The sequence below is a fragment of the Microbacterium sp. F2 genome (genome assembly GCF_052274505.1).
Taxonomy (GTDB): domain Bacteria; phylum Actinomycetota; class Actinomycetes; order Actinomycetales; family Microbacteriaceae; genus Microbacterium.
The window spans coordinates 24,877-44,382 of sequence record NZ_JBNVBV010000007.1; the positions used below are offsets into that span (position 1 = coordinate 24,877).

Annotated in this window: 20 protein-coding genes; 12 read left to right on the forward strand and 8 right to left on the reverse strand. The window is 66.0% G+C overall.

The window, feature by feature from the left end; all coding sequences use genetic code 11:
* Positions 1-48: 48 nt before the first annotated feature.
* The 3 genes from uraD to hpxO are packed head-to-tail and all read left to right on the forward strand — an operon-like array spanning position 49 to position 2,116.
* Positions 49-564 (forward strand): 2-oxo-4-hydroxy-4-carboxy-5-ureidoimidazoline decarboxylase, encoded by a 516-nt coding sequence (gene uraD, locus ACQVDU_RS12280; RefSeq protein ID WP_443477287.1) that lies wholly within the window; start codon positions 49-51, stop codon positions 562-564.
* Positions 565-568: 4 nt separating this feature from the next.
* A complete protein-coding gene (gene uraH, locus ACQVDU_RS12285) occupies positions 569-892 on the forward strand; it encodes a hydroxyisourate hydrolase (RefSeq protein ID WP_443477288.1) in 324 nt (107 codons plus the stop codon).
* A gap of 45 nt (positions 893-937) precedes the next feature.
* Positions 938-2,116 (forward strand): FAD-dependent urate hydroxylase HpxO, encoded by a 1,179-nt coding sequence (gene hpxO, locus ACQVDU_RS12290; protein WP_443477289.1) that lies wholly within the window; start codon positions 938-940, stop codon positions 2,114-2,116.
* Between the two features lie 221 nt (positions 2,117-2,337).
* Here the strand turns inward: hpxO and ACQVDU_RS12295 are convergent, their stop codons facing one another.
* Positions 2,338-2,859 carry an adenine phosphoribosyltransferase gene (locus ACQVDU_RS12295; protein WP_300590574.1) on the reverse strand — a complete coding sequence of 174 codons (522 nt, stop codon included), beginning with the start codon at positions 2,857-2,859 and terminating at the stop codon, positions 2,338-2,340.
* Positions 2,860-2,968: 109 nt separating this feature from the next.
* On the opposite strand from ACQVDU_RS12295, the gene ACQVDU_RS12300 reads away from it, so the two are divergent.
* The 5 genes from ACQVDU_RS12300 to sufU all read left to right on the forward strand — a co-directional run bounded on the left by ACQVDU_RS12300 (position 2,969) and on the right by sufU (position 9,619).
* Entirely contained in the window at positions 2,969-4,654 is a 1,686-nt protein-coding gene (locus ACQVDU_RS12300; RefSeq protein WP_443477290.1) for a glycoside hydrolase family 13 protein, read from the forward strand.
* Positions 4,655-4,669: 15 nt separating this feature from the next.
* Positions 4,670-5,683 (forward strand): LacI family DNA-binding transcriptional regulator, encoded by a 1,014-nt coding sequence (locus tag ACQVDU_RS12305; protein ID WP_443477291.1) that lies wholly within the window; start codon positions 4,670-4,672, stop codon positions 5,681-5,683.
* 43 nt (positions 5,684-5,726) lie between these two features.
* Positions 5,727-7,823 (forward strand): APC family permease, encoded by a 2,097-nt coding sequence (locus ACQVDU_RS12310; RefSeq protein WP_443477342.1) that lies wholly within the window; start codon positions 5,727-5,729, stop codon positions 7,821-7,823.
* 69 nt (positions 7,824-7,892) lie between these two features.
* The gene (locus tag ACQVDU_RS12315; RefSeq protein ID WP_228179292.1) at positions 7,893-9,176 is read left to right on the forward strand and encodes a cysteine desulfurase; all 1,284 of its coding nucleotides are present in this window, start codon (positions 7,893-7,895) and stop codon (positions 9,174-9,176) included.
* A complete protein-coding gene (gene sufU / locus ACQVDU_RS12320; protein WP_228179322.1) occupies positions 9,173-9,619 on the forward strand; it encodes a Fe-S cluster assembly sulfur transfer protein SufU in 447 nt (148 codons plus the stop codon). Before ACQVDU_RS12315 ends, sufU begins: the two co-directional genes overlap by 4 nt.
* A 109-nt stretch (positions 9,620-9,728) precedes the next feature.
* Here the strand turns inward: sufU and ACQVDU_RS12325 are convergent, their stop codons facing one another.
* Together ACQVDU_RS12325 and ACQVDU_RS12330 are read right to left on the reverse strand one after the other, a co-directional pair.
* The gene (locus ACQVDU_RS12325; RefSeq protein ID WP_228179293.1) at positions 9,729-10,709 is read right to left on the reverse strand and encodes an SRPBCC family protein; all 981 of its coding nucleotides are present in this window, start codon (positions 10,707-10,709) and stop codon (positions 9,729-9,731) included.
* 2 nt (positions 10,710-10,711) lie between these two features.
* Positions 10,712-11,083, reverse strand: a complete 372-nt coding sequence (locus ACQVDU_RS12330; RefSeq protein ID WP_228179294.1) for an ArsR/SmtB family transcription factor — start codon at positions 11,081-11,083, stop codon at positions 10,712-10,714.
* 218 nt (positions 11,084-11,301) lie between these two features.
* On the opposite strand from ACQVDU_RS12330, the gene ACQVDU_RS12335 reads away from it, so the two are divergent.
* The 3 genes from ACQVDU_RS12335 to ACQVDU_RS12345 are packed head-to-tail and all read left to right on the forward strand — an operon-like array spanning position 11,302 to position 14,292.
* Entirely contained in the window at positions 11,302-12,093 is a 792-nt protein-coding gene (locus tag ACQVDU_RS12335) for a TnsA-like heteromeric transposase endonuclease subunit (RefSeq protein WP_279304172.1), read from the forward strand.
* Positions 12,086-14,122: a Mu transposase C-terminal domain-containing protein gene (locus ACQVDU_RS12340; RefSeq protein WP_036294965.1), complete on the forward strand. Its 2,037-nt coding sequence runs from the start codon at positions 12,086-12,088 to the stop codon at positions 14,120-14,122. The genes ACQVDU_RS12335 and ACQVDU_RS12340 overlap by 8 nt, the downstream gene beginning before the upstream one ends.
* Positions 14,123-14,124: 2 nt before the next feature.
* Positions 14,125-14,292: a hypothetical protein gene (locus tag ACQVDU_RS12345; protein ID WP_228179297.1), complete on the forward strand. Its 168-nt coding sequence runs from the start codon at positions 14,125-14,127 to the stop codon at positions 14,290-14,292.
* On the opposite strand, the gene ACQVDU_RS12350 is transcribed toward ACQVDU_RS12345, so the two are convergent.
* A complete protein-coding gene (locus ACQVDU_RS12350) occupies positions 14,289-14,981 on the reverse strand; it encodes an AMP-binding protein (protein ID WP_228179298.1) in 693 nt (230 codons plus the stop codon). The genes ACQVDU_RS12345 and ACQVDU_RS12350 overlap by 4 nt on opposite strands.
* A gap of 108 nt (positions 14,982-15,089) precedes the next feature.
* Here ACQVDU_RS12350 and ACQVDU_RS12355 point away from each other — a divergent pair, with 108 nt between their 5' ends.
* Positions 15,090-15,920 (forward strand): helix-turn-helix transcriptional regulator, encoded by an 831-nt coding sequence (locus ACQVDU_RS12355; protein ID WP_195692599.1) that lies wholly within the window; start codon positions 15,090-15,092, stop codon positions 15,918-15,920.
* A gap of 232 nt (positions 15,921-16,152) precedes the next feature.
* Here the strand turns inward: ACQVDU_RS12355 and ACQVDU_RS12360 are convergent, their stop codons facing one another.
* The 4 genes from ACQVDU_RS12360 to ACQVDU_RS12375 all read right to left on the reverse strand — a co-directional run bounded on the left by ACQVDU_RS12360 (position 16,153) and on the right by ACQVDU_RS12375 (position 19,487).
* A complete protein-coding gene (locus tag ACQVDU_RS12360; protein WP_443477292.1) occupies positions 16,153-17,082 on the reverse strand; it encodes an alpha/beta hydrolase in 930 nt (309 codons plus the stop codon).
* Between the two features lie 152 nt (positions 17,083-17,234).
* Positions 17,235-17,621: a RidA family protein gene (locus ACQVDU_RS12365; RefSeq protein WP_195692601.1), complete on the reverse strand. Its 387-nt coding sequence runs from the start codon at positions 17,619-17,621 to the stop codon at positions 17,235-17,237.
* A gap of 55 nt (positions 17,622-17,676) precedes the next feature.
* On the reverse strand, positions 17,677-18,252 hold the full coding sequence (locus ACQVDU_RS12370) for a flavin reductase family protein (protein ID WP_228179300.1): 576 nt from the start codon (positions 18,250-18,252) through the stop codon (positions 17,677-17,679).
* 32 nt (positions 18,253-18,284) lie between these two features.
* Positions 18,285-19,487: an acyl-CoA dehydrogenase family protein gene (locus tag ACQVDU_RS12375; RefSeq protein WP_228179301.1), complete on the reverse strand. Its 1,203-nt coding sequence runs from the start codon at positions 19,485-19,487 to the stop codon at positions 18,285-18,287.
* Positions 19,488-19,506: the final 19 nt, after the last annotated feature.

The following is a 19,506-nucleotide window of genomic DNA, read 5'->3' on the forward strand; positions in this document are numbered from 1 at the left end:
CGGATCACGTCTGCCGTCGTGCCGGGTCGAGCGCGTTACGGTGTCCGCATGGAGCTGACGCACTTCAATGACCTGCCCGAGGCCGAGGCGATCGAGGTCGTGTCGGTGTGGGCGCGCGTCCCGGCCTGGGCCGAGGCCGTCGCAGACGCGCGCCCGTTCTTCTCCGTCGACGAGCTCGAGGCCACGGCAGCACGACTGGCCGGCACGTGGCGTCTTCCCGAACTGGATGCCGCACTCGCCCACCATCCCCGCATCGGCGAACGTCCGCGCGGCGAGGGCGCCGAAGCCGCCGCCTCGCGACGCGAGCAGTCAGCCATGACGGATGCCGCGGCATTCGTGGCCGAGCAGATCGCCGCCGGCAACGCCGAGTACGAGGCCCGGTTCGGGCGGGTGTTCCTCATCCGTGCCGCCGGGCGCACGCCCGACGACATCCTGGCCGAGCTGCAGCGGCGCCTGGACAACACCCCTGACGCCGAAGTCGATGAGGCTCTCGACCAACTGCGCCAGATCGCGATGCTGCGCCTTCGCGCCGCCATCGAACCCGACCCCTCGAGCGGAGAGTGACACCGTGACAGCGCACCTGACCACCCACATCCTGAACACGACCAGCGGAACCCCCGCTGCTGGCGTCGCAGTCACGCTGCGTGACGCATCCGGCGACACCATCGCTACCGCTGTGACGGATGCCGACGGTCGCGCGGGGCTCGGCCCCGAGCTGCTGGCTTCGGGAACCTACGCGCTCACCTTCGACACCGGCGCCTACTTCGCAGCTCTCGGCACCGACTGCTTCTATCCGAGCGTGACGGTCGACTTCACGATCACGGACGCCCGCCACTACCACGTGCCCCTACTGCTGAGCCCGTTCGCGTACTCGACCTATCGGGGCAGCTGAGGCCCCGTAACGCGGCCGTGACACACGCTCCCTAATGTTCGTCACATGAAGATCATCATCATCGGCGCAGGCATCGGCGGCGCCAGCGCCGGGATCGCGCTGGCACGACAGGGCCACGACGTCGTCATCTACGACAGAATGCGCGAGAACAAGCCGGTCGGTGCCGCGCTGTCGCTGTGGTCCAACGGGGTGAAGGTCCTCAATTGGCTCGGGCTTGCCGACGAGGTCGCCGCCCTCGGCGGCCGCATGGACGACATGGCCTACCTCGACGGACTCACCGGTGAGGTCATGTGCCAGTTCTCGCTCGAGCCGGTCACCGCACAGACCGGACAGCGCCCGTACCCCGTCGCGCGAGCTGAGCTGCAGGCACTGCTCATGGAGACCGTCGGGATGGACCGCATCCACCTCGGGCGCAAGGCGGTGTCGGTAGCCGACGACGGGCAGACCGTGACGGTGACCTTCGACGACGGCTCGACCGACAGCGGTGACCTGCTGATCGGTGCCGACGGTGCGCGCTCGATGGTGCGCGACTACGTGACCGGCGGCGGCATCGAACGCACCTACTCGGGCTACACGAACTTCAACGGCCTGGTAGCGCAGGATGCCGCGATCGGGCCCGCGAACCAGTGGACGACCTACGTCGGCGACGGAAAGCGCTGCGCCGTCATGCCGGTAGCCGGCGACCGGTTCTACTTCTTCGTCGACATCCCCCAGCCGGCCGGGCACGCCGCCGAGGCCGGTGAGCCCCTCGCCGCGCTGCGCGAAGCGTTCGGGCACTGGGCGCCCGGCGTGCAAACCCTGCTGGAGGCGATCGACCCGGCATCCTCACTCAACCGCGTCGAGATCTGGGACATCGACCCGTTCGACACGTGGGTGAAGGGTCGGGTCGCAATCCTCGGGGATGCCGCTCACAACACGGCGCCCGACATCGGTCAGGGCGCCTGCTCAGCGCTCGAGGACACGTTCGCTCTCGCGATCTCACTGGCAACGAACACGAACTCCGTCGAGGACGCGCTGCGCCGCTACGAGCGCTCGCGCACCGAGCGGGCGGGTGATCTCGTGAACCGAGCCCGCAAGCGTGCCGCCGAGACGCACGGATTCGTGCCCGGTGCGACGGAGGCCTGGTACGAGAGCCTGCGCGGCACAGACGGAACCGACATCATCCGTGGCATCGTCGGCAACATCGAGGGCAGCCCCATCAATCTCGGCGTCGGAACCCTCTGACCCGGGTCGGGCGGCGCGATCGCCAGCGCGAGGCATCCGGGCCGGATCATCCATCCGTTCAGTCGCGTCGTCGTGCGGGTGTGCGCGCGACCGACCCGCACGACGGCGCGACCGAAAATCCGGGCTCTCCTTTCGGTCGCGCCATTGCGCGGGTGACGGCGCCACACACCCGCAACACGGCGCGACCGAACAACTGGCCCGGGTCGGGCCACTGCGAAGAACTAGACGACGAAGAGGGAGTGGACCTCGCCCGCGACGGCGCGACCATTCAGCGCATCGAGCTCCATGAGCACCGTCGTGCCGATCACCTCGGCGCCCAGCGTCGTCATGAGCTCACGCGCGGCCGCGATCGTGCCGCCGGTGGCCAGCACGTCATCCACCAGCAGGATCCGTGTGCCCGGCGCGAGGTCGTCATGCGCTTCGATGGCAGCCTCGCCGTACTCGAGGGCGTACGAGACGGATGCCGCGGGCCGGGGCAGTTTTCCGGCCTTGCGGATCGGCACGAGGCCGACGCCTGCCTCGGCGGCGATGACACCCGCGAGCAGGAACCCCCGAGCCTCGATTCCGCCGACCACATCGAACCCGCCAGCGAACGGCTCGATGAGCGCACGCGTGACGGCGCGCAGGGCAGCGGCATCCGCGAGCAGCGGAGTGATGTCGCGGAACTGGATGCCGGGACTCGGGTAGTCGGGGATCGTCCGGATCAGGGACTCTGCGCGGTCGAGAGCGGCGGTGTCGGGCACGCGGACAGACTACGGCTTACGCGCGTCGCGCGCGTGTCCGACCGCCGCACGCGCGGGTCGCCCGAGATCAGCATGCAAGCGCTTACATCGGTGCAGTATGGTGTGCTCCATGACTTCTGCAGAATCCGTCGCTGCCCCCGCGCTCTCTCGCGAGGCGGCGCCCGGCGGCGAGTGGTGGCGCACCGCCGTTATCTACCAGATCTACCCCCGCTCCTTCGCTGACCAGTCGGGTGACGGCATCGGCGATCTGCGCGGGGTGACGAACCACCTCGACGACCTCGCAGCCCTCGGCATCGACGCCATCTGGCTGAGCCCCTTCCAGCGCTCGCCCCAGAAGGATGCCGGCTACGACGTCGCCGACTATTGCGACGTCGACCCGCTCTTTGGCACCCTTGCCGACTTCGACGAGATGCTCGCGCAGGCGCACGCGCGCGGCATCCGGATCATCGTCGACCTCGTTCCCAACCACTCATCAGACCAGCACGCCTGGTTCCAGGAGGCCGTTGCTTCTCCCGCAGGCAGTCCCGAACGGGCGCGCTACATCTTCCGTGACGGCAAGGGCGCGAACGGCGAGCTCCCGCCCAACAACTGGGAGTCGGTGTTCGGCGGCGGCGCCTGGACGCGCCTCACGCAGCCCGACGGCACGCCGGGCCAGTGGTACCTGCACCTGTTCGACGCCTCGCAGCCCGATTTCGACTGGTCGAACCCCGAGGTGCGCGAGGAGTTCCGCCGCATCCTGCGCTTCTGGCTCGACCGCGGCGTCGACGGATTCCGCGTGGATGTCGCGCACGGGCTCGTGAAGAAGGAGGGTCTTCCCGACTACACCCCGCCCAAGGATGCCGGCTCTATGGGTGGCGGCGAGAGCGCCGTCCCCTACTGGGGCCAGGAGGGTGTGCACGAGATCTATCGCGACTGGCACGCGCTGCTTGCCGAGTACGACGGCGACCGGGCCCTGTGCGCGGAGGCCTGGCTTCCCTCGATCGCCCAGACCGCGCTGTGGGTTCGGCCCGACGAGATGCACCAGGCGTTCAACTTCGAGTACCTCGAGACGCCGTGGGATGCCGAGAAGCTGCGCCTCGTGATCGCCGATTCGCTGGCCGGCTACGGCGCGGTGGGGGCCCCGAGCACCTGGGTGCTCTCGAACCACGACGTGGTGCGTCACGCATCGCGCCTGGCCCTGACTGCCGAGAATCCGCAGGGCGCCGGCATCGGTCCGAAGTCCCCGGGCAAGCCGATCCCCGAGGTCGGACTGCGCCGCGCTCGCGCTGCGACCACGCTGATGCTCGCTCTTCCCGGATCGGCCTACCTCTACCAGGGCGAGGAACTCGGCCTCCCCGAAGTCATCAACCTGCCCGACGAGGCACGCCAGGACCCGACCTGGTTCCGCACGAACGGTGAGCGCTACGGGCGAGACGGATGCCGCGTCCCGCTGCCGTGGACCTCGGACGGGCCAGCCTACGGCTTCAACGACACCGGCGAGTCCTGGCTACCGCAGCCCGCCGAGTGGGCTGGCCTTGCCCGCGACGCTCAGCGCGACGACCCCGATTCGACCCTCACCCTCTACAAGAGCCTGCTCGCCGAACGGCGGGCGCGCGGCCTCGGGGCGGGGGCCCTCGAGTGGGTCGACGGTCTCGGCCCGGATGTCGTGGCCTTCCGCAACGGCTCGATCACCGTGGTCGCAAACCTCAGCGACAAGCCCATCGAGCTTCCGTCAGGCATTGTCGTCGTTTCCAGTGGCCAGCTGACCGGCAGGATACTGCCGGTCGACCAGGCGGTGTGGCTGACCGGCGAGTAAGCCGCGAGGGTCGTCATGGTCGGAATCGATGAGGTAGCCCGCGCGGCAGGGGTGTCGACCGCGACCGTGTCCCGCGCGCTCAGTGGCAAGCACAACGTGTCGGACTCGACCCGCGAACGCGTCCAAGAGGCAGCGCAACGCCTGGGCTACGTCGTCTCCTCGTCAGCGTCGAGCCTGGCATCCGGGCGCACCCGCAACATCGGCGTCGTCATCCCCCACCTCGACCGGTGGTTCTTCAGCACCCTGCTCAGCGGGATCGCCGAGGAGGTGACGCGGGCTGGGTACGACATCACTCTCTACAACGTGACGCCCGACCGCGAGCACCGCCGACAGGTGTTCGACACCTTCCTGCGCCGGCAACGCGTCGACGGGGTGATCGCTGTTGCACTGGAACTCGGCGAGCACGAGTCGCGGGCGCTGCACTCGCTCAGGATGCCGGTGATCGCGATCGGCGGACCCAACGAGCTGCTTCCGACGCTCTCCATCGACGATGTGGGGCTCGGTCGCCTCGCCACCGAGCATCTGCTCGCGATGGGGCACCTCGATATCGGTCACATCGGAGCCGACCCCGAGTTCGACATCGACTTCCACATCCCGTCGAGCCGCAGGCACGGTTTCGAGTCCGCGCTGCGGGCAGCGGGCATCGATCCGCGACCGGAGCTGTTCGAACCCGGCGACTTCACGATCGAGGGCGGCTTCCGCGCAGCGAAGCAACTCCTGGGCAGGCCCGGAGCATCGCCCACCGCCATCTTCGCGGCATCCGATGAGATGGCTATCGGGGCGATGCTCGCCGCTCGCGACCTCGGATACCGCGTACCCACAGACCTGTCGATCGCAGGGATCGACGGTCACGAACTCGGCAGATTCTTCGACCTGACAACCGTCGACCAGTTCCCTGCGGGGCAGGGCGCGCGTGCCGCTGCGACGATCCTCCACGAGATCGAGCAACCGGCCGGTAGCGTCTCCGACCGGGAGGAACTGCCCTACGAACTCGTCGTCCGGGGCAGCACCGCACGCATCGGCACCTGACCGCGGGGCTTCTGCAGCTTGCGCGGGCGCCCGCGCAGGCGTAATCTCGCCCGCCGTGACACTTGACGCGCCCGAATCGGGCGTACCCGAGACGCCCGTCGCGAAGCGCATCCTCCTGGGCCAGCCGCTGTCCTCCGACGCGATGGACGAGCACCTTCTGCCGAAGAAGATGGCACTGCCCATCTTCGCCTCTGACGCGCTGTCGTCCGTGGCCTACGCGCCGCAGGAACTGCTCATGATCCTGCTGACCGGCGGGCTCGCGTTCCTGGCCTTCTCGCCGTGGATCGCCGCCGCCGTCGTCGTGCTCCTGAGCGTCGTCGTGATGAGCTACCGGCAGCTCATCAAGGCTTACCCGTCCGGTGGCGGCGACTACGAGGTGGCCCGCACCAACCTCGGCGAGGTGCCCGGTGTCGTCGTTGCAGCCGCCCTGTTGGTCGACTACGTCCTCACCGTGGCGGTGTCGGTGGCCTCGGGAGTCGACAACATCATCTCTGCCCTCCCCGGGCTCGACCCGGCGCGCGTCGAACTTGCCGTCGGCTTCGTCGTCGTGATCGTGCTCATCAACCTGCGGGGCGTGCGCGAGGCATCCCTCGTCTTCGCGATCCCCACCTATGTCTTCATCGGCTCGGTGGTTTTCATGATCGGCACTGGGCTCGTGCGCACCGCACTCGGCGACCCGCCGGTTGCGTCGTCCGCTGAGTTCGCGGTGCAGGCAGAGAGCCTGCCGCAGGCTGCCGTCATCCTGCTCGTTCTGCGCGCCTTCTCGAGTGGATGCTCGGCTCTGACCGGTGTCGAAGCGGTCTCCAACGGAGTCCCGGCGTTCCGTCGACCCAAGGTGCGTAACGCCCAGACCACCCTCACGATGATGGGCGGCGTCGCGATCCTGATGTTCGCGGGCCTCACGGCACTCGCCCTGGTCTCGGGAGTCCACTACGCCGAAGACCCCTGCACGCTCGTCGGGTTCGACTGCGAGAATCAGCCGCAGCCAAGCCTCATGGCACAGGTCGCTGCCGCAACGTTCGGCATGGGGTCGATCCCCTTCTACCTCATCCAGGCTGCTACCGCGCTCGTGCTGCTGCTGGCTGCGAACACCGCCTTCAACGGCTTCCCACTCCTCGGGGCGGTCCTGGCCCGCGACGGGTACGCGCCGAAGGCGCTGAACACCCGCGGCGATCGACTCGTGTTCTCCAACGGGATGCTGGTGCTCGGTCTCATCGCCATCGCCGTGCTGGTCATCTACCAGGCCAACCTCACGACACTCATCCAGCTGTACATCATCGGGGTCTTCGTCTCGTTCTCGATCGGCCAGATCGGCATGGTGCGGCACTGGCGCCGCACCCTCCGGGCCACCACCCGCATCGAAGCGCGGCGAGATCCGGCATCCGGCCTCGAGCGCCGCGGCGCGATCACGGGCCTGATCATCAACACGACCGGGGCAACCTTCACCGCCGCGGTGCTGATCATCGTGACCGTGACGAAGTTCACGCACGGGGCCTGGCTCGTCTTCCTGGCGATCCCGATCCTTGCCACCCTGATGCTCGGCGTGAACCGGTACTACCGCGACGTCGAGCACGAGATCCGGATGGATGACGAGATCCACTTCGGCTCGGACGGCGATGTTGCACTCGTCATGGTCAGCCGGCTGCAGAAGCCGGTGGCGAAGGCGCTCGACTATGCGATGGCCGCGCGCCACGACAAGACCATTGCGCTCCACGTTGCGACCGATCACGAGGATGCCGACGACCTGCAGGAGGAGTGGAAGGCGCACGGAGTTCCCATCCCCCTCGTCATCATCGATTCGCCCTACCGCACCTACGCCGGCCCGATCGGCGAGTTCATCCGGCGCTACCGCGAGAAGAACGGGCCGGCCGTGATGACGGTGTACCTGCCGCAGTACATCGTCGGGCACTGGTGGGAGACGCTGCTGCACAACCGCCGCTCCCGGCGGCTCGCCCAGCAGCTCATGCTGATTCACGGCGTCACGATCACGCTCGTGCCGTGGTTGCTCGACTCCTCGGAGTTGATCTACGGTCGCCGGTCGCGTCCCCTGCCCGGCCAGGAGCGGGCGGGGCGCCCCTACGATCCGGTCGAGAACTTCGAGCACGCCGAGCACTCGAGCCTCGAGCGTCCCCAGGATTAGCGCGCGGCATCCGTCACCCCGGAACCGCCCACCCGATCCGCCGACACGTACGGCGCGTACGCTGGAGGGGTGACCGTTCCTGCCGTGACCCCGCTGGATCTCGCCGCCATCCGCGCCGACTTCCCCTTGCTCACGCAGGAGGTGAATGGCCACCCGCTCGCCTACCTGGACTCTGCCGCGACGAGCCAGAAGCCGCAGCAGGTGATCGATGCCGAGGTCGAGTTTCTGACCCACACGAACGCCGCGGTCCACCGCGGTGCTCACACGCTCGCAGCCGAGTCCACTGACGCGTTCGAGGATGCCCGTGAGGCGGTCGCCGCGTTCGTGGGCGCCGGCGAGGGGGAGCTCGTCTGGACTTCCGGTGCCACCGCCGGCATCAATCTCGTCGCATACGCGATCGGGAATGCGACCCTCGGGCGGGGCGGCGAGGCTGCGCGGCGCTTTGCCCTGCGCCCCGATGACGAGATCGTCGTCACGGAGTCCGAGCACCATGCGAACCTCATCCCGTGGCAGGAACTCGCTGCCCGCACGGGTGCGCGGCTGCGCCACATCCCGGTGCTGGACGACGGACGCCTCGACATGGATGCCGCCGCCGAACTGATCGGCGACCGCACCCGGATCGTCGCGTTCCCGCACGTGTCGAACGTGCTGGGCATCATCAACCCCATCGACGACCTCATCGCTCTGGCTCGCAGCGCCGATGCGATCACGGTGATGGATGCCTGTCAGTCAGTGCCGCACCTCAGCATCGACCTCCCGGCGATCGGCGTGGACTTCGCCGTGTTCTCGGGCCACAAGATGCTCGGCCCGTACGGCATCGGCGGACTTTACGGCAAGCGGGAGCTGCTGAATGCACTGCCTCCGTTCCTCACCGGCGGGTCGATGATCACGACGGTCACCCTCGATGAGGCGCAGTACCTGCCCTCGCCGCAGCGCTTCGAGGCCGGGACGCAGCCGGTCTCGCAGGCCGTGGGCCTTGCCGCCGCCACCCGCTACCTGAAGCGGCTCGGGATGGACGCGGTCCACGCGCACGAGGTCGAGCTCGAGCAGCGCATGCGCGACGGGTTGCGCGAGATTCCCGGCATCCGTCTGCTCGGAGACACGGATGCCGCGCCGCGCGTCGGACTCGCCTCCTTCGCCGTCGACGGTGTCCACGCTCACGACGTGGGGCAGTTCCTCGACTCACGGGGTGTGGCAGTGCGCGTGGGTCACCACTGCGCGCAGCCCCTGCACCGCCGGTTCGGCCTCACGGCATCGGTCCGAGCCTCGGCATCCGTCTACACGACCCCCGATGAGGTCGACCGATTCCTGGACGCAACCCGTGGCGTCCGCGCATTCTTCGGAGCATCCTGATGAGTCTTGAATCCCTGTACCAGGAGCTGATCCTCGACCACTCCAAGCGTCCGCACGGCTTCGGTCTTGCCGAGGCCGATGACCACACCGGCACGAGCTATCAGCGCAACCCGATCTGTGGCGACGAAGTGACGCTGCGGGTGCGCGTCTCGGACGACGGTCAGACGATTCGCGATGTGACATGGGAAGGCCAGGGCTGCTCGATCTCGCAGGCGTCGGCATCCATGCTCGTCGACCTCATCGACGGCGTCCCGCGCGAGAAGGCAGCTGAACTGATCGACGGTTTCCGCGAGGCGCTGCGCTCGCGCGGCACGATCGAGCTCGACGAGGACGTGTACGAGGATGCCGCAGCCCTCTCGGGCGTCTCGAAGTTCAGCGCCCGCGTCAAGTGCGCGATGCTCGCCTGGGTCGCCCTCGAAGAGAGCCTCGCCCAGACATCCTGAGGATTTCGCATCCACCCTCAACGCCGAAGGGTCGCAACACGCCGTGCGCTGCACGGTGGCAGCGGCGCGTTGCGACCCCTCGCGTGAGACGGATGCCGCAAGCGGCGACTCAGGCCGGCAGGAGCTCCCGCTCCAGGCGGGCGTAGCTGGTCTCCATACCCTCGGTCATGCCCGTGGCCAGGACCATGTCGCGGGTGTCCTTGTCGGGGTACTCGATGAGGAGCGTGATGAGGGTCGCGCCATCCTCTTCGTAGAGGGACATGTCGTTGGTCGTCGACGGGAAGTCGGTGCCGGTCATGTGCTCCGTGGTTACCGCACGCCTCGGAGCCTCGCTCACGAGCGTCTCGCCATCGAAGCCGAAGGTCTCACCCTCGACGCCCTCTTCAGGCGTCCACTCGTAGCGGTAGCGCCCGCCGACCGTCGGATCGATCTCGCACACCGTCATCCGCCAGCCATCAGGGCCCAGCAACCACTTCTTCATAAGCTCGGGCTCGGTGTGGGCCCGCCACACGAGATCCCGGGGTCCGTCGATCAGCCGCGTGATCCGCACGTGCGTATCGCTGAGGATCTCGGTCTGCGTGCCCTTGCCCTGCGCGTACTCCCGCAGGTCCTGCAGCACCGCGTCGAGTTGGTTGATCGCGAGCGTCGACCCTTCGACGGCACCGAACTCGACGACCTGCTCCAGGGCGTCGAGCGAGTCGAAGTAGGTGATGTTGGTGAGTCGCGAGCCCTCGGGCGTCGCCTCGAAGAGGAACTCGACGCGCATCGTGGGCATGCCTTCGAGCACGTCGCCGTCACCGTTGAGGAACGAGTCGAGCACCTCGAATCGGTGTGGCGCATCGATCGCGGTGAACTCCCAGCCGCCGCGCGACACCTCGCCCTGCGGGCTGGTCATCTGGTACTGCGCGCGGCCCCCGGGGGTGAGGTCGAACGACGTGAAGGTCGCCGGCCACCCCGGAGGGCCCCAGAAGCGGTCGAGCTGGGCAGGCTCGGTGAACGCCTGCCAGAGGCGCTCGACGGGCGCGGCGAAGTCGCCGACGAGTGTCATCGTGAGTGCGTCGGGGTCGGTGGTGACAGTGGTGACGGGCATCGTCAGTTCCCTTTCGTGGTGATGGATGCCGATGGGTCGGATGGCTCGGCGAGCAGGTCGTCGAGTCGGTCGATGCGCGCACGCCACAGGTCCTCATAGCGGGCGAGGAGCGCTTTCGCTCTGGCGATCATGATCGGATCGGCGCGAACGAGGCGCTCGCGTCCCTCCGCTCGCTTGATGATGAGGCCGGCCTCTTCGAGGACGGCGACGTGCTTCTGGACCGCCGCGAAGGACATGTCGTAGTCCTGCGCGAGCGCCGAGACCGAGTGCTCGGACTCGATAGTCCGGCGCAGGATGTCGCGCCGCGTCGCCGCGGCGAGCGCGTGAAACACGCGATCGATCTCGTCATCCGTGAGGTCCTTTTGTACAACCATTTGGTTGTACGTTAGAGCGTGCGAACGCCGCCGTCAACCCCGGAGATGTCGGGAACGGGTTTGCGTGACACAACGGCTCTTTACCTGACATACGGCATGAGCTCGATGACACGGAATGTCACTTACTCCGCGAGTCGCGCGTGTCACCCGCCTCTCCGCATATAGACCGGTGCCAGGAGGTCCCGGTGCGTCCAGTCGAAACTGCGAAGCAGATCACGGTGCGGCGTCGCTCGCCGTACACGGAGGCCCACTGGCTGCCCCGCTCAATCGACGACACGGTCCGATCCCCCGTTCGCCAGGACTACGCGATCGTCACACGAGACGTTGGAGAGCGGGACTGGGCGTCGATAAATCCGAGGCGTGTTCGCACATCGAAGGGTGTCCGGCACCGCTTCACCAACTCGATGTACTTCTGGCAGCGGACGCGTAGCCATGTCTGGTGCGAGTCTCAGGAGGAGCGCTGGGAATTGCTATGGCTCGACTTCGGTGCACAGGTGGAGCGCCTTTGGGCGCAGCCGATGGCGATCGCCTTTGGGCACGGTTCGCGCCTAGCGGGATATTCGCACGTTCCCGACTTCCTGGCTCAGTTCACAGACGGTAGCTACGGGCTGTTCGATGTCCGCCCGGAGGAAAGCCTGAAGCACGCGACGCGTCTACAGTTCGACGAAACTGCTAAGACCTGCGAGACGCTCGGCTGGCACTACCGAGTTCTCACCGGTCACGACACGCTTGCGACGCGGAACCTCGACTGTTTGTCTGCATCGCGCCATGAGCGCTGCGCGCCGGTCCCTGAGATCGAAGCGCTGATCCTCGATGCCGCCCGGGGCGGGCGCACTCGACGCGAGTTGTGCGAGATCGCGTCTCCGGAATGCCCACCGCTGGCGGCAGCTTGGGTCGACAACCTCGCGTGGCGCCGTCTTCTCCACCTGGATCTAGGAGCTGTCTTCAACAGCGACACCGTGTTCACGTCGTCGGAGCGCGTTCTGGAAGGGGGGAGATCCAATGCCTGAAGAGCACAAGCTGCGGCTGGGCGACATCGTTGAGATCGACGGGGAGTCGTGGGCGTGGGAAGGAGTGCGTCGGGGTACCGAGGCCAAGTTGCGCCGCGAGGGAACCGCCGACGACTGGATGGTCATCTCGGTTCCCGAGTTACTTGCTCATGCGGGCAGCTCGAAGCGTGATGTGGATCTTCCGCTGCGGATCGCTGGCGGCGATTGGCCAAGTGACGTACTCGACATGGAGAGGCACTTGCTGGAAGCATTTCGGGGTATCCCGATGGCCCCGACTGCAACCGGGCCGCGCCCGCAGTATGACCCTGCCATTACGACACAGGAGCAGCGGATTGCGTCGAAGATCGCGGAGACGGCCGGCACGTCATTGGCCCGCTCGCGGAAGGCGCTGTTCAACTTCTGGAAGGTCTATCAATCGCACGGTGTGGCGGGGCTGGACGCCCGGATGCACAGACGGGGCAAGCGAAGACTTGTGATCGCGAGGGCAGATCCGCGACTGGTCGCCGTCATCGACCGTGCGCTGGACGATCGCAGGGATATGCCGACTACTACTCGACGCCACTGCGCGTTGCTGGTGCGTCGGATGCTGGAGAGCATGTACCCGGGCGACCCGGTCTGCGATATCACTGACACCACGCTGCAGGGTTACATCAATGAGCGAGACGCGGGTCGGTACAGCTTCGATAAGGCCACCACTCGGCGCACGGCCGCGAACAGTCCGGATCGCCAACACTTCTCCGGCAGCGCCTTCCGACTCGGAGCGGTGTGCGAGATCGACTCGACGCTGCTGGATGTGCAGGTGTGGGATGACAGGGGCAACACCTACCGCCCCACTGCGACCGTGCTTTTCGATGTCGCGAGTCGAGTGCCTCTCGCATGGGCGATCCACGCTAACTCGCCGAACGGATTCGATCACTCACTTCTGCTGGCTCGTGCCATCGTGGGGCGCCGTGCGATTCCAGGGTCCGCTGCCGCGGTGCTTTCCGGATCCGCAACTCTTCCCATTGAGCTGATGAAGAGAGTGAATCCGTACCTCGACGACGACTCGTTGGCTGTGCCCTGGATCTTCCCTCACGCGATCACGATCGACGGAGGCGCCGACTTTCGCTCTGCGACGTTTGAGGCTGCGTGTCGCGCGTTCGGCATCACCCTGGTGCTGGCGCCCCCGAACGCCGCTACGGTGAAGCCGCATGTCGAGCGCAACTTCGGAACCACATCGACCAGCTTTGCGACCTGGCTGGCCGGCGCGACTGGCAGTTCGGTCGCGAACAGGGGTAAGCGGGATAACCCGACGCTGACGCTTGACTCGGTGCGGCTTGCGTTCGAGACATGGATCACGACGGTCTACTTGAACACACATCACGGCGGGTTGAAGTCGCCGCTGTTCCCGGGGCGGGAGTGGACTCCCAACCAGATGTACGCAGTACTGTTCGAGGTCGGCCCGGGCGTGCAGTTGCCGTTCCGCGCGGAGGACTTCTTCGCCCTCCTGCCTACAAAACCCCGCGTGATCAGCAGCGAAGGCATCGAGTTCAACAACCGGACCTACGACTCGCCGTTGCTGGCCGAACTGCGCGACCGCTCGTTGACAGGTGCGGCCACCGGCTCAACCCGGGCGCGGAAGTTCGACATCAGTTACGACCCTTACAACTCCAACGCCGTGTGGGTGCGCCACCCAGAGACCGACGAGTGGATCGAGTGCTGGGACACCGCGCTCGACGACAAGGCGGCGTGGATGGTCGCCGAGGCTGCAGTCAAGCTGGTCGAACGATTCGGCTCCGGTGACCCAGGCGAGACCCCGAAGAGGACGGAGCTCCTGGATGTCATGGAGAGGCGGGAGCGCAGCGACAAGCGCGCCCGCAATCGCAACCTTCGCGACAGGGCCACCGGCGCAACGGCGCCCTATATGTCCGATTCCGGCGCGACGGACCCGGAGCCGATCGACCTGGACGGATGGACCGACCCTGCCGATGTCGGTGACATCGACTGGGACTCGCCGGAGTACGACATCGTCACGGTGAAGGAGTTCTGAAGGTGATCGTCCAACCTCTGGTGCTACACCACGCGCGCAAGACCACCCTGCTCGGACTGCGTGAGGCGTTCACCGCTCTTCCGCCCCCGCCTCCCCCGCTGTCGTTCGCCGAGTACTCCACCCTGCCGACGAGAGGGCGGGCTGCGTACGATCAGGCCCGGGACGACTAGAGCGGCACCGGGAGGCAGAGGCGATCGTACTCCGTGTAGTGCAGACCTTCTCCAACGGAGTACCCGTTGTTGAGAATGTTGTGGTGTGAGAGTGTCGCACCTTTGGGGAAACCGGTCGTTCCCGATGTGTACTGGATATTGATCGGCTGGTCGAACGTGAGTTCCGCGGCCCGGTCGCTCAGCCGGCCGACGTCCTCGGTGGTGCCGGGTTGGAGGAGTCGCGTCCAGCCGGGTGATCCAACGAATACGACGTCGTGGTAGTTGATCTCGGCGAGCATGGCGGCGTAGTCGGTGTCGCGGAAGTTGGTCGCGCTGATCATCAGCCGCATGGTTGATTGCTTGATGACGTAGTCCAGCTCTGTCGTGCGATACGCCGGGTTGACGTTGACGAGAATGGCGCCGATTTTCGCGGTTGCGTACTGGACGAGAACCCACTCTGCGGAATTGGGCGACCATACGCCGACCCGATCGCCTCTTGCGATTCCAGCCTTGATCAGGTTGGCAGCCAGCGCCTCGACATCGTGGAGCAACTCTGCGAACGTCCAACGCCTCCCACTGAAGGTCTCGACAAGCGCTTCTCGCTCAGGGAATTCCTGTGCAATCTGGTCGAGGAGTACCCCGATCGTCTGCCCGAGCAAAGGTGAGGTGCCGGTGCCGGACGCGTAAGAGATGAGTGCTTCATTGCTCATTCGCACATCATCGACGGACTCTCGCGACCTCATCACCCCCATACAGGGGTGGATTACCGATCTCAAAACTGTGACAGTTGACCGCAGTAGAGAACGGGAGTATTCAGAGTGGAATCCGTCCTATCGTCATCCCTCGCGTCGATGCGGCGCGAGACCGGATTGCCTATCGCCTTCGGGGGCGAGGTCTCCGCGAACGGCACACGGATGGTGATCAACGAGTCTGTGGGAAACGCGAGTCGCGCGCTCAACGGGCTCGTGATTCGTGCCGGGCACGGACTTGGAGGCAAAGCGCTGCGCGGGGCGAAGATCGCGGCCGTCGCCGACTACCTATCGGAACCCAGCATCACCCACGAGTACGACCACGCCGTCGCTGCTGAGCGCTTGCGATCCATCGTCGTAGTGCCCGTTGTCGTCAACGGAACGGTGCGGGCAATGCTGTACGGGGCACTCCGTGTGCCAGCGGAACTGGGCTCGTCCGTCTTGCGTGGAGTGCGCGAGATCGCTCGCAGGGTCGAGTTCGATATCGCCGTCGCCGACGAGGTCGCCCGGCAACTACGCACTCTTGAGGCTGCGACGATCACGGAAGCGGCGCGTTCCTCACCGGCCGATCCCGACCGGGCGGCGGTCAGCGCCGCTTATGCGGAACTGCGTGCTCTTGCCCGCGAAACCGATGACCGCGATCTACGCGTTCGCCTCGCGCGAATCTCGCACGGTCTGTCAGGCGGGCAGGCAGTCCATCGCTCACGCGTGTTGTCTCCCCGTGAGATCGACGTGCTCTCCCTCGTTGCGGTGGGCTACACGAACAAGGAGATCGCGGACCGCCTCGGAATCGAGGCAGAGACGGTCAAGAGCTATCTGCGGTCGATCATGCACAGACTGTCCGCGCACAATCGCACGCAAGCCGTCGCGCTCGCCCGGGCAATCGGCGAACTCCCCTAAGCGGACTACTTCGGTGCATCTCGCCACGGCGGAGGGACTGGACCACCTGCTGGCCCGGCCCACGCCGGCCCGGTGCAACAAGAGCGAACCCCCAGCGATCGCCGACGCTGGGGGTTCGCTCCTTCATCCTGGCGCGATCAGGGCGTGCTCGCACCGTCGTGCTGATCGGCTCCCTGCGGCTTGCGCGGTAGCGCCTTTCGAACTCCGACATTGCCACCGACCCGCGGCTTGTTCATCCCGTCTTCACGAGGGAGGCCATGAGCGCGGCCTGAAGCTGCACACCGACGAATCGGCGCGCGCTGTTGCCGCCATCGATGACTCCCGCCATGTAGAAGAAGCCGTGAACCAACCCGTTGAATCGGACTGAAGTTACCGTGTTGCCTGCCTCCGCCATTGCCTGTGCGTAGGCCTCGCCCTGGTCCCGCAACGGGTCATACCCCCCTGTGATCACTGTCGCGTCGGGGAGGTTGCTCAGATCTGGGTTCAAGCCCGGCGACGCCAACACATCGCGCCGGTTTTCGCCTGCGTATGTCGAGTAGCAGTACTCGCTATCGCGGGCCGTGAGGAAGTAACCTTCCGCGAACTCCTCGAAGCTTCCGGTGAGGTCAGTCGATAGCTCGGTCGTGGGGTAGATCAGCGCCTGGTGCACGAGCGCGGGTTGGTGCCCTCGAAGCTGCTGCGCAGTGACTGCTGCGAGAGTGCCGCCGGCGCTGTCTCCCGCGACGGCGACGCGCGAGACGTCTATCGGCAGCGCAGAGTCTCCACGAAGCACGGCCTCAGTTACCGCGAGAGCATCCTGAATCGCGGCGGGGAATGGCGCCTCCGGCGCCCTTCGGTAGTCAACGCTGACTACGAGGGCACCTGAGTACTTCGCCAGGTCGCGTGCGGTCGTATCTGCGATTTCGAGATCGCCGAGAACAAAGCCTCCGCCATGGAAGTAGATCACGGCTGGCGCGTCATGCTCCACAGGGGTAGCGCTGTACAGCCGCACGGGAACGCCGGCAATCGTCGTGTCCTCGACATATGGAAGTTCCGTTGTCGCACCTGTGAGTGGGAGCGCGTTGCTGAGGTCGGCGCGGTTCTGTTCAACTGTCTGAGTGTCCGCCGGCGGTGAGCCTGCGACGATGTCGAGGAACCTTCTGGCATCAGGGTGCACTGTCATTGTGTCTCCTTCATTTTCATTTGCGCGAGTCGGCAAATCATGACAACCGAAGCTAGCAGGTTTTCCCCTGAATAGCAGGGCTTGTGTTCGCCGGATACCCCGGCGGCGGGTGAGTTTGCTGTTGGGTGAGATTCGGCAGTGCGCACCTATGGCTAGACCGCCGCGATCGCGTCGATCTCGATTGTTGCTCCGTTGTACAACGAGTGCACACCGATGACGGTGCTCGCTGAGGGCTCGGCCACTTGCACAATTGCGTTTCGAGTCCGGCGCCACATGGCGAGCTTGTCTTGATCGAGCTGTGTGATGTAGACGTTCACGCGAACGAGGTCTTCGTAGGTCGCTCCGCCTGCCGCGAGTGCGCGCTCGAGTTCTGCATAGGTGAGCTCGATGGCGCGAACGAAATCGCTGGGGACCGAACCGTCCGCTTCGAATCCGACCTGGCCGGAGATGAAGAGAAGGTCACCTGCGGTTACTCGGACACTGTCCGAGATGCCAGGTACGACGGGCGCTCTCGTATGCGCAATTCTTCCGTTCGCCATTCATTTCTCCTTTGGATGCGGTCGAATGGGCTCGATCTTGGGTAGCGCGGATCGCCTAGTCTCCACGGCCATATACGACGTAGAACGGAACCAGCGATTCGGGCAGCATCGACTTTCTGTCGAGCACGAACCATTTTCGGTTGTGGTACACGAGCGGGTTCGGCTCCTGGCACGGTCCGTCCGCCCTTCGTGGACTTGCCCCGATGGCTTCTACGACGACGAGCGTGGCGTCCCTCACTTCGAACCGGTCCGCGACTCGTCCCCGTATCCACGAGTTGGCTCGCGGGTAGTATGGTTCCCCCGATGGGAGCCTGTCCCATTCGATGTCTTCACCAAAGCGCTCAGCTCCGCTGCGAGCGCCCAGTTTGGCAAGCTGAACCTGGTCCGACGCCAGCATGTGCACGATCAGGGTCTCGGCGCGCGCGATGGTGGGGGTGCTCGACGAGCGCGCCGAGGCGGAGAAGACCAGCGTTGGCGGATCGATCGAGACGGAGGCTACCGAACTGACGGTCATCGCTACCGGTCCGTCACCTGCGTCGGCGGTGACAATTGCAACCCCGGCGGGGTGGTGGCGAAAGGCGTAGGTGAACTCCTCCGCGGAGATGTTCTGATCGGCTCGTTCTCGGGACATCGATTGTCCTTCTCGCTGGGTCCGCGCGCCGATTAGACGATCGGAAGCACGAATCGTGCTTCCTCTTCGCGTCCGCACAGCACCTTTCCGTATGCTTCGTACCCACTCATCCCGAGGGTGTGTCCATGGCGACTCGCCGTTGCCTGATCCCGCCATATGCGCTGGAGAACGGACGCTTCAGCGAAGCCCGCAGACCCGTGCGCGGTCATCAGTTCGTGGATCATGGTGGTGATGGTCTCGACCACCCACCCGGCCTTCGCGCGCATCTCGATCCGCTCGGCATACGGCGCATAGTAGCCTCGCTCGGCGGCATCGTAGATCTGATCCGCCACCTCCTCCGCCACCCGTTCGGCTGCGTCCAACTGGAGCGCGGCCTTCGCGATCTGTACCTGGAAGGAGGCGGAGTCTGATTGCTTCTCATAGCCGGTGTAGGCGATGGCCTTCGTGTCCGCCTTCGCGATCACAAAATCGAGTGCCGCGCGGCCCATCCCAAGGTGGGGTCCAACCAGCTTCATGAACAGCGACGGAACGAACACCGTCTGGTAGGTCTGTTCGGGATTGTCGCCAAGGTGTTGGCCGTCGACGGCGGCAGTGAGCGGCAAGATGCGATGGTCTGGGACGAAGACGTTCTCGGCTACTTGGATGACGCTGCCGGTTGACTTCATCCCAGCGACGAACCAGTTGTCCTCCAACGTCAGGTCAGTGGTCGGGATCAGCGCGAGGCCAGCATCGACCACTTCCCCCGCGTCATTCTTCAGAGGGATGCCGAGCAGCGACCAACCTGCGTGACGGCTCCCGGTCCCGTACGCCCATCGGCCGGTGACTTTGAGCCCGCCGGGCACCTGCTCCGTGTCGGATGTCGTCGCGAGAACGATCGATATGAAGGAATCCACACCGCCCTCCCCGCCCCAGACATCCTGCTGCGCCTGCTCGCTCATGAGGCTCAGAACCCAGGCGCCCGAGTCCAAGATTCCGCAAACCCATGCCGTGCCGCCGTCGCCCCGTCCGATCGCCCGCGCCACGGCGTTGCACTCCCGCGTGTTTGCCGCAAGACCGCCGAACTTGGTCGGGGCGGAAACGCTGAATGCGCCGGTCTTCGCGACGGCAGAGAACATCTCGTCGGGGATCCGCCGCAAGTCCTCGCCGGCCCTACCTCCAGCCGCAAGCGCCGCACGCATGTCATCAATGCGGTCGATAACAGCGGCAACTTCGGGCCGAATACCTGCGTCTGACATCAAGTGACTCCTTCGTGGT